Annotated in this window: 9 protein-coding genes; 5 read left to right on the top strand and 4 right to left on the bottom strand. The window is 66.6% G+C overall.

Annotated features, from left to right (window positions below; all coding sequences use genetic code 11):
• Positions 1–194 precede the first annotated feature (194 nt).
• The 4 genes from AC3A3X_RS16135 to AC3A3X_RS16150 all read right to left on the bottom strand — a co-directional run bounded on the left by AC3A3X_RS16135 (position 195) and on the right by AC3A3X_RS16150 (position 6,729).
• Positions 195–1,019, bottom strand: coding sequence for an aldose epimerase family protein (locus AC3A3X_RS16135; protein WP_487584039.1), 825 nt, complete (start codon positions 1,017–1,019; stop codon positions 195–197).
• The gene (locus AC3A3X_RS16140; protein ID WP_487584040.1) at positions 1,009–2,025 is read right to left on the bottom strand and encodes a glycoside hydrolase family 43 protein; all 1,017 of its coding nucleotides are present in this window, start codon (positions 2,023–2,025) and stop codon (positions 1,009–1,011) included. The genes AC3A3X_RS16135 and AC3A3X_RS16140 overlap by 11 nt, the downstream gene beginning before the upstream one ends.
• 47 nt (positions 2,026–2,072) lie before the next feature.
• Positions 2,073–3,557, bottom strand: a complete 1,485-nt coding sequence (locus AC3A3X_RS16145) for an MFS transporter (protein ID WP_487584041.1) — start codon at positions 3,555–3,557, stop codon at positions 2,073–2,075.
• Between the two features lie 133 nt (positions 3,558–3,690).
• Positions 3,691–6,729 (bottom strand): TonB-dependent receptor, encoded by a 3,039-nt coding sequence (locus AC3A3X_RS16150; protein WP_487584042.1) that lies wholly within the window; start codon positions 6,727–6,729, stop codon positions 3,691–3,693.
• 477 nt (positions 6,730–7,206) lie between these two features.
• Between AC3A3X_RS16150 and AC3A3X_RS16155 the strand changes: the two genes are divergently transcribed.
• The 5 genes from AC3A3X_RS16155 (at position 7,207) to AC3A3X_RS16175 (ending at position 14,842) form a co-directional block, all read left to right on the top strand.
• Entirely contained in the window at positions 7,207–8,511 is a 1,305-nt protein-coding gene (locus tag AC3A3X_RS16155) for an MFS transporter (protein WP_487584043.1), read from the top strand.
• A 23-nt stretch (positions 8,512–8,534) separates the two neighbouring features.
• Positions 8,535–9,542, top strand: a complete 1,008-nt coding sequence (locus tag AC3A3X_RS16160; RefSeq protein WP_487584044.1) for an endo-1,4-beta-xylanase — start codon at positions 8,535–8,537, stop codon at positions 9,540–9,542.
• 37 nt (positions 9,543–9,579) lie between these two features.
• Entirely contained in the window at positions 9,580–11,001 is a 1,422-nt protein-coding gene (gene uxaC / locus AC3A3X_RS16165) for a glucuronate isomerase (RefSeq protein WP_487584045.1), read from the top strand.
• A 92-nt stretch (positions 11,002–11,093) separates the two neighbouring features.
• A complete protein-coding gene (gene galB / locus AC3A3X_RS16170; RefSeq protein ID WP_487584070.1) occupies positions 11,094–13,799 on the top strand; it encodes a beta-galactosidase GalB in 2,706 nt (901 codons plus the stop codon).
• On the top strand, positions 13,799–14,842 hold the full coding sequence (locus AC3A3X_RS16175) for an SMP-30/gluconolactonase/LRE family protein (RefSeq protein WP_487584046.1): 1,044 nt from the start codon (positions 13,799–13,801) through the stop codon (positions 14,840–14,842). Before galB ends, AC3A3X_RS16175 begins: the two co-directional genes overlap by 1 nt.
• Positions 14,843–14,862 lie beyond the last annotated feature (20 nt).

The following is a 14,862-nucleotide window of genomic DNA, read 5'->3' on the forward strand; positions in this document are numbered from 1 at the left end:
GATGGCCCACGCCCCGCATTCGGACAGGATGTCCGACTAAGGGGCGGAGCAATCCCCGGCCCGGCGGACGACGCCGCTCCGCAGACGCAAGCCCAAAACGCAACAGCAACAGCAGGCCCCTCACTGCGTTCGGGACGACAAGCAACACCAACGCCAAGGAAAGAAGAACCTTCCTTCGCCCTGGCGCGTGCCCGTCACAGCCATTGCAGCAGGAACCAGGCCTCCACCGAGGTGTGCGGCGCCAGCAGCATCGGCTCAAGATTGAAAGCATCCGGCGGCCCGCTCTGCGGCTCGACGCAGGTGGCGTGCGCGGCTGCGTCGTAGACCACCCAATGAACACAGTCGGATGTCATGCGGACGCGCTGGCCGTTGCGCTCGATGAGCACCGGCAGGTCGTTGATGAAACAGTCGTCCCATGGCCCCGGCGTCGGCGCCACCAGCGGTCGAACGGCGATGCCGTCGGCATCGCGCGGGTAGATCATGCGCGGCTCGAACTCGACGCGATCGGGCTTGCGGAACCACGGATGCCAGCCGATCGTCGCCGGCATCCCAAGCTCTCCCGCGGTCGCCGACAAGGTCAGCCTGAGGTGGCGATCACCGACCTCGATGCGCTGACGCGAACTTCCGCCGAACGGCCAGTGCTCGTCCTGCGGCAACGCCAACGACAGTTCGGCGTGGTCCCCGTCGTGCGAATCCAGCCGCCACGGCATCGTGAAGCCGACGCCGTGGATCGCGTGCGCCTCCAGGTTCAACGGCAAGTCGTAGAGGCGACCTTCGCTGGCGAAGCGACCGTTCCGTACCCGTCCGGCCCAGGGCACCATCGGATAGCAGCCCCATGCAATCGCGGCGCTGGTGCCTTCGCCATGGCCGACCAGCTGCTCGACACCGTCCAGACGGATCTGCGCGATGCGTCCGCCCGCCTCCGGCGCGATGTCGACCGCAAGTGCACCGGTACCGATCGTGGTCACCGGGCCCGGCGCCAACGGTGCCATCGCGTCGGCGCGAGGATCACTCCCCATACGGGTGGATGGTCCTGATCTTGCCGTGGTCGTCGTAGTGGAGTTCGGTGACCTTGATCGAACGCAGGTGCGTCACGCCGCCCGACAGGATGGAGTCGTGATAGAACAGGTACGTGCGGCCCTGGAACGCGCAGATGGAGTGATGCGTGGTCCAGCCCACGACCGGCGTCAGGATCGTGCCCTGATACGTGAAGGGACCGTACGGGTTGTCGCCCACCGCGTAGCACAGGAAGTGCGTGTTGCCGGTCGAATACGAGAAGTAGTAGCGGCCCTGGTGCTTGTGCAGCCACGACGCCTCGAAGAAGCGTCGATCGTGGTCGTCGGCGCGCAGCGGCTGGCCGGCCTCGTCGAGGATCAGCACCTCGCACGGCACTTCGGCGAACTGCTTCATGTCGGCGCTCAGGCGCGCGACGCGCGCGCCCAGCGCCGGCTCGCCATCGGCCGGCTCCTCGTGCGATGCGCCGTAGGCGTTGTCGCGGTACTTCTGCAGCTGCCCGCCCCAGATGCCGCCGAAGTACATGTAGTGCTCGCCATCGTCATCGGCGAACACGGCCGGGTCGATGGAGTAGCTGCCCACGATCGCCTGCGGCTCGGGCACGAACGGACCTTCCGGCCGCGCACCCACCGCCACGCCGATCTGGAAGATGCCGTCTGCACGCTTGGCCGGGAAGTACAGGTAGTACTTGCCGTCCCTGCTGGCCGCATCGGGGGCCCACATCTGCCGCTGCGCCCAGGGCACGTCCTTGACGTGCAGGGCCAGGCCGCAGTCGACGGCCTCGCCGGTGGGCGAGTCCATGCGCAGGACGTGGTAGTCCTCCATGCCGAAATGACCGCCATCGTCGTCGAACGGCAGTCCGGCATCGATGTCGTGCGACGGATAGATGTAGAGCTTGCCGTCGAACACGTGTGCAGACGGGTCGGCGGTGTAGATGTGGGTGACCAGCGGCTGCGAGATGGCCTTCGCGGCCAGTGCTTTCAGTTCGTCGGATCCGATGTCGTCAGCCATGACGGTTGCCTTCGTGGTGGGATTGCAACGGGATCAACGTTCGGAAATCAGGCAGCGCTGCCGGCCTGCAGCCTGCGCGCGCCCAGCTCCTGCTCGATGCGCGACTCCATCGACTTGTTGATCTGGTACAGGAACAGCAGCACGACGCACAGCAGCAATGGAATCGAGCAGTAGATGCTGACCGCCAGGCGGATGCCGTCGATCGTCTGCGCCGCCTGCGCCGGTTCGCCGGCCTGGTAGCCGTAGTAGGCGAGCAGCCCTGCAACCAGCGCGCCGCCGACGCTCAGGCCGATCTTCAGGCCGCACAGCATCGCCGAGAAGATGATCGCGGTGGCGCGGCGGTAGTTGCGCCACTCCGAGTAGTCGGCGACGTCGGCGATCATCGCCCACAGCAGCGGGATGGTGATGCCGTAGAAGAAGCCGTGCAGGACCAGCGAGACGAACACCAGCGCGACCGCCGTCGGCGGGTAGAAGAAGAACGCCAGCAGAAATATCGTTGAAACGAAAAGTGCGCCGCCGAACACGTCCCGCTTGCCGAAACGGTCGGCAAGGCGCTTGGAGAAACCGATGCCGACGATCATCGAGATGATGCCGGCGGCATTGAACATGCTGTACGCCGAGGTCGGCGCGTCCTTGGGCCACTGGAACTCGGTCAGGCCGATGCCGGTGAGCACGGCGTTCAGTCCGCCGATCAGGCGATTGAAGCCAACGTCCTCGAGGAACCGGCCCAGCGCGCCCGCATCCAGGTAGTACTGGAAGTAGTAGATGTACGAACCGCCCTTCAGCGCCAGGGTCACGAACACCAGGATGGTCAGCGCCAGCATCACGATCCACGGACGGTTGCGGGCCAGGTCGGCCAGGTCCTGCTTGATGCTCGACTTGTGTTCCGGCGCGGCGACGATGCGCTCGCGCGTGGTGAAGAAGGTGATCAGGAAGAACACGGTACCGACCACGGCGAACAGCAGCATGGTGTTGTGGAAGCCGCGCACCTTGTCGCCGCTGCCGAGGATCAGCACCAGCGGCAGCAGCAGCACCTGGATCACGAACTGCGCGAGCATCACTGCCACGAAGCGGTACGACGACAGGCTGTTGCGCTGCGCCATCGAGCCGGTGAGCACGCCGCTGAGCGCGGAGTACGGCAGGTTGTTGGCGGCGTAGATCATCACCAGCAGGATGTAGGTCGCCAGCGCATAGACGACCTTGCCCTGCTCGCCCAGGTCAGGGGTGCTGAAGGCCAGCAGCGAGAACACGCCAAACGGGATCGCGGTCCACAGGATCCACGGACGGAACTTGCCCCAGCGCGTGCTGGTGCGGTCGGCGGCGAAGCCGATCAGCGGCGTGAACACGAACGCACCGAGCATGCCGCCGATGAAGATGATGGTCGCGGCCGTGCCGGCCGGGATCCGGTAGACGTCGGTGTAGAAGAAGGCCAGGAACGCGACCAGCGTCTGGAAGATGAGGTTGGCGGCCAGGTCGCCGAGGCTGTAACCAACCTTCTCGCGGACGGAGAGGACTTCTGCAGTGCTGTTCATGACCACCGTTTCGAGGTTGTGGGTCGGGCTGCGCGTATTGCCATCGGTTGCAGATACGGCACGGCCCGTCCGGTGCCAGGCACCGGGACGGGCCGCGGGTGGTTTCCCACCGTTTACCGCATCGACGACCGCATCAGAAGGTACCGCGGACGCCCAGCAGGACGGTATAGCCTGGCTCGTAGTACTCGTACGTGGCGTTGTCGTAGTAGAAGTTGGTCTTCAGCGGCTCGCTGGTGATGTTGATGACATTCAGGGTCAGCTGCGGCTCCGACCTGAACTGCGCCAGCGTGTAGCTGGCCGACAGGTCGAGCTGTCCGCGTGCCTCGCTGATCAGGCGGGCTTGCGGAATGCCGTTCTGGTTCGCACCGGAGGCGATGATGTCGTCGTTCCAGGTGTAGGACAGCCGGATCGACGCGCGGTCGTTCTCCCAGTACGCGGTCGCGTTCCACAGGTCAGGCGCCACGCCCACCGCCACGGCCGGCACGCCATCGCCTTCCGAGGTCTGCTTGACGTGCGTGTAGTTGGCCATGAAGCCCAACCCTTCGAACACCTTGTCCAGCGGCTGCACCCAGGTCGCTTCGATGCCCTTGATCTTGAGCGTGCCGTCGGCATTGACCTGCTGCTGCACCGTGACGGTTGCATTGTCCGGGCCGCCGCGCGAGTTGATGGCGGTCTGCTGGAAGTCGGCGAGGCTGTCGAACGGAATGCCCAGGTCCGTGAACGGAACCGTCCTCGTGCCCAGGACGGTGAAGCCGTCGATGCTCTTGTTGAAGTAAGTCAGGCCGACGAAACCCTCGTCGCCCGTGTACCACTCGCCGCCGATGTCGAAGTTGGTCGACAGGTACGGTTCGAGGTTCGGGTTGCCCTGCGTGGCCTGCTGCGCCACCGGATCGCTGAAGTTGGTGTTCGGCAGCATGTCGCTGGGGTTCGGGCGGGTGAGCGTGCGCGAACCGGACATGCGCAGGACGATGCTGTCGGTGGCGTCCCAGGCAACGTTGAAGGACGGCAGCAGTTCATCGTAGTCGGACTGCAACACACGCCATTCGCGCGTTGCGCCGACCTGCACCGGACCCATGGTTTCCTGATCGGTGGTGACATAGCGCACGCCGCCGTTGAAGCGCAGCGGACGGTTCCACACTTCGGCCTCACCGTTGACTTCGATGTATGCGCCCAGGTTCTGTTCGTTGATGCCGCCGGTGGTGGCTGCCGTGTTGGACGAACCCGACTCCGGTGCGTTGTCACGCAGTTCGTAGTAGTTGGTGTCGTTCTTGAAGCGGTCGAAGTCGACCGTGATGAAGCCGAACGGGCCCGGGCGCAGGTACGACGCCAACTGCGCCTGCGGAACCGCCGCCAGCGGACCGCCGACGCAGCCAGGACGCGGGTTCGGCACGCTGCCGTCCGGGTTCAGGCCGCGGCATGCGGTGTCTTCCCAGGCCGCACTGTTGTCGAAGCCCTGGATGCGGCGCTCGGCCTCGTCCCAGGCGATGCCGACGCGGACGTTGCTGCGGTCCTCGCCGAACTGCAGGTCGGCGCGGGCACCGCGGGTCTCGGTCACGCGCTTTTCGTTCTGGATGTTGAGTCGGCCACCATCCCACGTCCAACCCGCATTGGGGTCGTTGAGGTCGATGTCGGTGGTCCAGCTCGGAACATCGCCACCGTCGTTGCGGTACTCGATGTTGGTGAACGGCGTGTTCACCAGGATCGTCGGCGACTCGCGGTCCATCCAGCTGCGGCTCATGCTGGCCTGGAAGTCCAGCTTGATGTCGTCGTCGAACCAGAAGGTGCCGCCCGGGTTGACGTTCCAGAACTTGACGTCTTCCCGGTACGGACGCGCCTCGAGGAAGAACTGGGCGTTGGCGAGGGTGGCGCTGGTCACCACGCCGTTGCCGTCGACCTGCATGTCGATCGGGATCGGGCCGTTCGCGGCGAAGTTGCGCCCGATCAGGTTGACGTCGATTCGTTCGTTGGTGCGGTGCGCCTCGGTGTACATCGTATCGAGGTAGAACCGCGCATTGTCACTCGGGCGCCATTCCAGCGCACCGACGAAGCCATCGCGATCGCGGTCGCCGGACATGTGGACCGGACGGCCCAGGCGCGGGATCAGGGCTTCGCTGATCTGCTCGATGCTCAGGCCCGGATTGAGGGCAAGCAGCATGTCCCGGCTGATCACGTCACCCGGTGTCAGGCCCGCGGCGATCGCGGCCGCGTTGTCGGGAACCCGGTCGGGAATGCGCCAGTTGCCGCCACCGCCGGTATTGCACGAACCCGGCTGGGTCGTGTTCAGCGGGTCGGTCGGCGGCGCGAGCCCGCATTGGACTGCGGTCAGGCCCGGATTGGTCCAGCCCACGCTTTCGAAACCTTCTACGCCGATCTTGCCACGCGAGACCGACACGCCCGCCAGCGCGCCGAACGTGCCGTCGTCGTTGGTCCAGCTGCCGATCAGCGAGCCGCGCGGGCTGGTCTCTTCGCTGGTCTCGTTGTAGTCGGCCTGCAGGTTGTAGGTCAGGTGCTTGCCGGGGTTGTCGAACGGACGCGCGGTACGCATGTCGACCACGCCGGACACGCCGCCTTCGAGCTGGCTGGCGAGCGGCGTCTTGCTGACCGACAACTGGGTGAAGAACTCGGTCGGGAACAGATTCAGGTCGACTTCGCGGTTCTGGTTCTGGTTGTTCAGACCGACCGATGCGGTTGCGATCGAGTTGCCGTTGAGCGTGGTCTTGGTGAAGCTGGTGCCCAGGCCGCGGATGGCGACATTGAGGCCTTCGCCGTTGACGTCGCGGGCCAGCTGCACGCCCGGGATGCGGTTGAGCGACTCGGCGATGTTGAGGTCGGGGAACTTGCCCATGTCCTCGGCGAACACCGTGTCGGTGACGTTGATGGCGTCGCGCTTGGACTGGGTCGAATATTCCAGGCTCTTGCGGAAGCCGGTGGCGACGACGCGATCGAGGTTGACCGCATCCTGCGAGCCGGCCGGCGTCTGCACCGGTGCTGCCGTGGTGTCTGCCTGCGCGACCTGGGTCGGCTGCGCCTGCTGCGTGCTTTCCTGCTGCGTGCTTTCCTGCTGCGTCTGTACCTGCTCTTGGGCCTGTGCCAGCACCGAACTGCTGGCCATGCCCAACAGAGCAATGCCCAAGGCGCGCGACAAGGCCGTTCTTGCGATATGGATTTGCACCGTACTCCCCTCCCGTTTCTGGTGACTGCGCCTGCGCGCGATCGTTGTCGCTGCGCAGGCGAGTGGCTGGTTTTTTTGTTGGCTACAACACTGGTGACGCTACGAATCCGTCTGAGGCGATCCGGGGCGGATGGTAGCGCTACCATTTTTGCCTCGCACGCTGCATAGCAACATGAGCCGTTTCGCCCCGTCCCGGCAGTCAGTTTCCTCTTGCCCGTTTGCGCAATACTCGACACCTGAAGCAGTTTTCACTCTGTGACCGCCGTCGAAAGGCAGTAGCCCGGCCCCTGATCCGTGTGCTAATGCTAGCGCTAACATTCAGCTGACCTGCGGCAAAAACGCAGGGAAAACCGCGATGACACGATTGGCCAGACCTGCGCATGACGCGCTGCACTGCAGCAATTTTCCCTGCCTCGGCCGCGCTGCGGCGACACTTGTACGGCTGAGGACACACCGTCGGGTGCTGGTGGGGGTGGCATGAGCGAAGCAACCACGACCACCGGCGTCGCGGCACCGGTGACGAAGGTCGGCATGTACCGTTGGCGCATCTGCGCGATGCTGCTGCTGGCCACGACCATCAACTACATCGACCGCCAGGTGCTCGGCGTGCTGGCGCCGTTCCTGCAGGCCGAGATCGGCTGGAACGAGATCGAGTACGGCTACATCGTCACCGCCTTCCAGGCCGCCTATGCGATCGGCCTGCTCTGCGCCGGCGCGATCATCGACCGCCTCGGCACGCGCGTCGGCTATGCCATCTCGATCAGCATCTGGAGCCTGGCGGCGATGAGTCATTCGCTCGCCGCCAGCGTGGTTGGTTTCGCCGCCGCGCGCTTCGTGCTCGGCTTCGGCGAGGCCGGCAACTTCCCGGCCGCCATCAAGACCGTGGCCGAATGGTTCCCGCGCAAGGAGCGGGCGCTGGCAACCGGCATCTTCAATTCCGGCTCCAACGTCGGTGCGATCGTGGCGCCGATGATGGTGCCGGTGGTGGCCGCGACCTGGGGCTGGCAGGCGGCGTTCCTGGTCACCGGCGCGCTCAGCGCGGCCTGGCTGGTGGCGTGGCTGCTGATCTATCGCACGCCGGAGGACCAGCCCAGGCTCAGCGCCGGCGAACTGGCCTACATCCGCAGCGATCCGCCGGAACCGGCGGTGCGCGTGCCGTGGTCGCGCATCCTGCGCCATCGCCAGGCGTGGGCGTTCGTCGCCGCCAAGTTCATCACCGACCCGATCTGGTGGTTCTTCCTGTTCTGGCTGCCGAAGTTCCTGCACGCCGAGTACGGCCTGACCCTGCTCGGCCTGGGCCTGCCGCTGATCGTGATCTTCGTGCTGGCCGATGTCGGCAGCATCTTCGGCGGCTGGCTCGCCGGGCGTTTCATCCGGATGGGCTGGAGCGTCAACCGCGCGCGCAAGACCGCGATGGGCATCTGCGGCCTGGCCGTGGTGCCGATCGTGTTCGCCGCGAATGCCGACAACCTGTGGCTCGCGGTCGGCCTGATCGGCCTGGCGACGGCCGGCCACCAGGGCTGGTCGGCGAACGTGTTCACGCTGACGTCCGACATGTTCCCGCGCCGCGCGGTGGCGTCGGTGGTCGGCATCGGCGGTTTCGCCGGCGCCGTCGGCGGCATGATGATCGCCACCTTCACCGGCTTCCTGCTGCAGACCACCGGCAGCTACGTGCCGGTGTTCCTGATGGCCGGATCTGCCTACCTGATCGCGCTGCTGGTCGTGCACCTGCTGGCGCCGCGCCTGGAGCCGGCGCAATTGCTGGACGGAACAGGCGCATGACCGTCTTCATGGGGGATGCAAGGATGAAAGCACTGATGCTGGTCCTGCTGGCCGCGATGCCGCTGGCGTTGCAGGCGCAAGGCGCGCCGCTCGCCGCCGGGCAGGCGAAGTTCCTCGGCAGCGTCCACAGCCCGACCCAGCTGCCCGGCTTTGCCGGCTACTGGAACAAGGTCACGCCGGAGAACGCCGGCAAGTGGGGCTCGGTCGAAGCCGTGCGCGACCAGATGGACTGGTCCGGCCTGGATGCGGCCTATCAGTTCGCCAAGAGCCACGGTTTCCCGTTCCACATGCACGTGATGGTCTGGGGCAACCAGCAGCCGGAGTGGATGGAGAAGTTGTCGCCGAAGGAACAGCGCGAGGAGATCGAGGAATGGTTCGCCGCCGTCGCGAAGCGCTATCCGGACCTGGACTACGTCGAGGTGGTCAACGAGCCGCTCAATGACCCGCCCAACAAGGACGACGAAGGCGGCGGCAACTACATCAACGCGCTCGGCGGCAGCGGCGCCAGCGGCTGGGACTGGATCATCGAGTCCTATCGCCTCGCCCGCCGCAATTTCCCGCACGCCAAGCTCCTGATCAACGACTACAACATCACCAACAAGGACGACAATACCCGGCGTTACCTCGAGATCATCGAGTTGCTGCGCAAGGACAACCTGGTCGATGGCATCGGTGTGCAGGGCCACGCCTTCGCGACAAAGGCCGACACGCCGATGTCGGTGCACCGCGCCAACCTCGATCGCCTCGCCGCGACCGGCCTGCCAATCTACGTGACCGAGCTGGACATCGACGGCGCCACCGACGCGCAGCAGCTCAAGGACTACCAGCGGATCTTCCCTGTGTTCTGGGAACATCCGGCGGTCAAGGGCATCACCCTGTGGGGCTATCGTCCGGGTATGTGGCGGACCAAGGAGAAGGCCTACCTGGTGCGCAAGGACGGCAGCGAACGGCCGGCGATGGCGTGGCTGCGTGGCTATGTGCGCGGTGTGACCGGGCCTTCGGCCGCCACCACCGACGCCGCCGCGAAGTGAATGCAACGAAGAGAACGCAACGAAGAGAGCTGGCACGATGAGCACCACCAAAGCACTGGACCTGCACCCGGACCGACTGTTCCCCGCCGAAGCCGGCGCACGCGCAATCGCGCGGCGCCTGTACGGCCAGGTCGCGCAACTGCCGATCATCAGCCCGCATGGCCACACCGATCCGTCCTGGTTCGCCGGCAACGAAGCCTTCGCCAACGCCACCGAGCTGCTGCTGATCCCGGACCATTACGTGTTCCGCATGCTCTACAGCCAGGGCATCGACCTGGACGCGCTGGGCATCCCGCGCCGTGACGGTTCGCGTTCGTCTGTCGATCCGCGCGCGGCCTGGCGCCTGTTCGCGTCCAACTTCCACCTGTTCCGCGGCACGCCGTCGTCGATGTGGCTCAACCACGTCTTCCACGAGGTGTTCGGACTGCGCGAGCGCCTGGATGCCGGCAGTGCCGACCGTTACTACGACCACATCACCGCCGCACTGCAGCTGGCCGAGTTCCGGCCGCGCGCATTGTTCGACCGCTTCCGCATCGAACTGCTGGCGACCACCGAATCGCCGCTCGACCCGTTGCAGCATCACGCGCAGATCCGCGCCAGTGGCTGGCCGGGCCGCGTGGTCACGGCCTACCGCCCGGACCCGGTGGTCGATCCGGAGCATGAGGAGTTCGCCGCTTCGCTCGAGCGCTTCGGCGAGATCACCGGCGAGAACGTCTACACCTGGGACGGCTACCTGCGCGCGCATCGCCAGCGCCGTGCCGCGTTCGCGGCGATGGGCGCGACCTCGACCGATCATGGCCACCCGACCGCCGCCACCGCCGACCTGCCCGCCGATGAAGCGCGCCGTCTGTTCGAGAAGGTGGCACGCGGCGGTTCCAGCGCGGCCGAAGCCGAGCTGTTCCGCGCCCAGGTACTGACCGAGATGGCGGCGATGAGCCTGGACGACGGCCTGGTGATGCAGATCCATCCGGGCTGCTTCCGCAACCACAACGCGCGCCTGTTCGAGCGCTTCGGCCGCGACAAGGGCGCGGACATGCCGATGCGCACCGACTACGTCAACGCGCTCAAGCCGCTGCTCGACCGCTTCGGCAACGATCCGCGCCTGCGGGTGATCGTGTTCACCCTCGACGAGAGCACCTACGCGCGCGAACTGGCGCCGCTTGCCGGGCACTATCCGGCGTTGTTCCTCGGCCCGGCGTGGTGGTTCCATGACGCGCCCGAAGGCATGTGGCGCTTCCGCGAGCAGACCCTCAGCAGCGGCGGCTTCTACAACACGGTCGGCTTCAACGACGACACGCGTGCGTTCCTGTCGATTCCCGCCCGTCACGATGTCGCCCGTCGCGTCGATTGCGCGTTCCTGGCCAAGCTGGTCAGCGAGCACCGGATGGATGAGGACGAAGCGGCCGAGCTTGCCGTCGACCTGGCCTATCGCTTGCCGAAGCAGGCCTACAAGCTGTGATGCGCGCCGCCCGCGTAGGAGCGAGCTTGCTCGCGATTCGGGGCGACGGCGACGGCAGCGGCGGGTCGCGAGCAAGCTCGCTCCTACAGGTGGTGGCTGGCATCTGTCTTGTCGGGTTCGTGATCGTGGCGCCGTTCGATGCCGCTGCGCGCGAGCGCATCTCGATCAACAGCGGCTGGCGATTCCACCAGGGCGATCCGCCGGGCCTGTCGACGCGACTGGACTACGACGTGCGGCCGAAGGTGACGGACAACCAGGACGGCAAGGCCGCCGATGCCCGCCCCGAGGAAGCCGAGCAGCTCGCCGCACGGGCGCAGGGCGTGCTCAAGCCGTGGATCCTGCCCAGCGGCAACGCCTTCATCGGCGACCCGTCACGGCGTCATGTCCGGCCCGCCGGCGGCTCCAGCGGGAATGATCCCGGCAGTGATGTCGCGTTCGTGCAGACGGACTTCGACGATCGCGGCTGGCAGCAGGTCAACCTGCCGCACGACTGGGCCATCGCCGGACCGTTCCTGCGCGAAGGCCCTTATGGCGGCATGGGCCGTCTGCCGAGCTGGGGCATCGGCTGGTACCGGCGCAAGCTGGACATCCCGGCGAGCGATCGCGGCCGTTCGGTCTTCCTCGATGTCGACGGCGCGATGTCGTACGCGACGGTGTGGCTCAACGGCCATCTCGTCGGTGGCTGGCCGTACGGGTACAACTCGTGGCGCGTGGACCTGACGCCGTACCTGCGGCCAGGTGGCGACAACCAGCTGGCGATCCGTCTCGACAACCCGCCCGATTCGGCGCGCTGGTATCCCGGTGGCGGCCTGTATCGCAGTGTGTGGTTGAGCAAGGTCGATCCGCTGCACGCGGCGCACTGGGGCACGCGGGTGACGACACCGCAGGTGTCTGCCGATGCAGCAACCATCCGGCTGGATGCGTCCGTCGACAACGACTCCGCGCGTGCCGCCGAGGTCGACGTCGCCACCGAGATTGTGGCGCTGGACGATTCCGGGCAGCGGTCCGGCGACGTGGTCGCGCGCATCAAGCCCATGCGCACGCAGGTTCCGGCGCGTTCCAGGGCGAGCATTAGCGGCTCGACCACCCTCGCCCATCCGCGGCTATGGGGTCCACCGCCGACGCAGCGACCGAACCGCTATGTCGCCATCACCACGGTTTCGCGCGATGGCCGCATCGTCGACCGGCACGAGACACCATTCGGCATCCGCTCGGTTCGCTTCGACGCCAACGAGGGCCTGATCGTCAACGGGGAGCGCATCGTCATCCGCGGCGTCAACAACCACCACGACCTGGGCGCGCTGGGTGCCGCCTTCAACGTCCGCGCGGCGGAGCGCCAGCTCGAGATCCTGCGAGGGATGGGCGCCAATGCCGTGCGCATGAGCCACAACCCGCCGGCGCCCGAGCTGCTCGAGCTGACCGACCGCATGGGTTTTCTCGTGATCGACGAGGTCTTCGATTCCTGGGAGCGCAGGAAGACGCCGCTCGACTTCCATCTGATCTTCAAGGACTGGCACGAGCCCGACCTGCGCTCGATGCTGCGCCGCGACCGCAACCACCCGTCGATCATCGCCTGGAGCGTCGGCAACGAAGTCGGCGAGCAGTACACCGGCGAGGCAGGCGCGGCGATCGCCAGGCGCCTGCATGAGATCGTCCGCGAGGAAGACCCGACCCGCCCGACCACCAACGCCATGAACTGGGCCAAGCCGGACATGCCGCTGCCGGCGGTGCTCGATGTGATCGGCCTGAACTACCAGGGCGAAGGCATCCGCGACACGCCCGAGTTCGAGGGCACCGAGCGCATCCGCACGCCGCCGCAGTACCCGGCGTTCCACGCGCGCTTCCCGGACAAGGCCATCATCAGCACCGAGACAGCCTCGGCACTGAGCACCCGCGGCGTGTACCTGTTCCCGGTGACGAAGGAGACCAGCGCACCGGTGCGCGATGGCCGTGGCGGTGACTCGAAGATCCGCCAGGTCAGCGCGTATGAGCTGCACGCGGTCGATTTCGGCTCCAGCGCCGACAAGGTCTTCGCCTCGCTCGACCGCAATCCGTATGTCGCGGGCGAGTTCGTGTGGACGGGGTTCGACTACCTCGGCGAGCCGACGCCGTACTACGACTCGCGCAGTTCCTACTCCGGCATCGTCGACCTGGCCGGTTTCCCGAAGGACCGCTTCTATCTCTACCAGGCGCGCTGGCGACCGGAGCTGCCGATGGCGCACCTGCTGCCGCACTGGACGTGGCCGGGGCGCGAAGGCCAGGTGACGCCGGTGCATGTATTCACTTCCGGCGACGAGGCGGAGCTGTTCGTCAACGGCAAGTCGCAAGGGCGTCGGAAGAAGGGCCCGTACGAGTACCGCCTGCGTTGGGACGACGTCGTGTATCAGCCCGGCGAACTGCGGGTGCAGGCCTACAGGAACGGCAAGCCTTGGGCCGACGAGAGCACGCGCACGGCCAGCGCAGCGGCGAGGCTGGAGTTGCAGGCGGACCGCGAGCAGATCCGCGCCGACGGCAGCGACCTGTCGTTCGTGACATTGCGCATACTCGACCGCGACGGACAGCCCGTGCCCGATGCGGCATCGCACATTGCGTTCAGCGTCGAGGGGCCAGCGGAGATCATCGCCACCGACAACGGAGACCCGACCGACATGACCCCGTTCCCCTCGCACGAGCGCAACGCGTTCAACGGACTTGCGCTGGTGATCCTGCGTAGCAAGCCAGGGCAGTCTGGCACCGTGACGGTGCGGGCGCAGTCGGCGCAGTTGCAAGGCGCGCAAGCCACGGTACAGGTGCGGTGATGCGCTCCTCCTCGCTCCGGGCCGTGCCTGTCGCCATGCTGCTGGCGGCGGCAACCGCGTGCACTCCCGCGGTCGATCCCACCGCCACGCACGCCTACCCGACCGTCGGACGTATCACCGTGTACGACGACGCCCTTCGCGCAATCGTCGCGCCGGACGCGCGCATCGAGCGCATCGCCGAAGGCTTCGACTGGTCCGAAGGCCCGCTGTGGATGCACGACGGTCACTACCTGCTGTTCAACGACGTGCCCGGCAACACGATGTACCGCTGGTCACCGAGCGACGGGCTGGCCGTGTTCCTCAAGCCATCGGGTTACGACGGTACGGACTTGGAAGGGCTGCGCGAGGCCGGAGCGAATGGCCTGGACGCCGAACCGCAGGGCACGGTGCTGCTGGCCGATTCGGGTTCGCGCCTCATCGCCCGCCTCGACCCGGCGAGCAAGCGCAAGACCACGCTCGCCGCTGCCTACCGCGGCAAGCGCCTCAACAGTCCCAACGATGTCATCCGCCACGGCAGTGGCTCGGTGTACTTCACCGATCCGCCGTATGGGCTGAAGGGCATCGACGAGTCGCCATTGAAAGAGCAGGCCGTCAACGGCGTCTACCGCCTCGACCGCGACGGCTCCGTGCACCTGATCGAAGACGGCCTGCGCTTCCCCAACGGCGTCGCACTTTCGCCCGACGAGCACACGTTGTATGTGGCCAACTCGGACGAGAAGCATCCGGTGTGGATGGCGTACCGGCTGGACGATCGCGGCGACGTGCTCGACCGGCGCGTGCTTGCCGACGCGTCCGACCTGGTCGCCTCCGGCGCCAGCGGCGCACCGGACGGACTGTGCCTGTCCAGCGACGGCCACCTGTTCGCCAGCGCGCCCGGTGGCCTGCTGGTGATGGATGCCAGCGGCAAGCGGCTGGGACTGATCGAGACCGGCAGCCGCGTTTCGAACTGCGCCTTCGGCGACGACGGCCATACGCTCTACCTGACCTCGCACACCTTTGTCGCTCGCGTGCGGGTGGCGGTCACCGGCCTGGGGTTCCGGTAGGAGCGAGCTTGCTCGCGATC

The organism is Lysobacter sp. Soil_N_23, assembly GCF_057656135.1.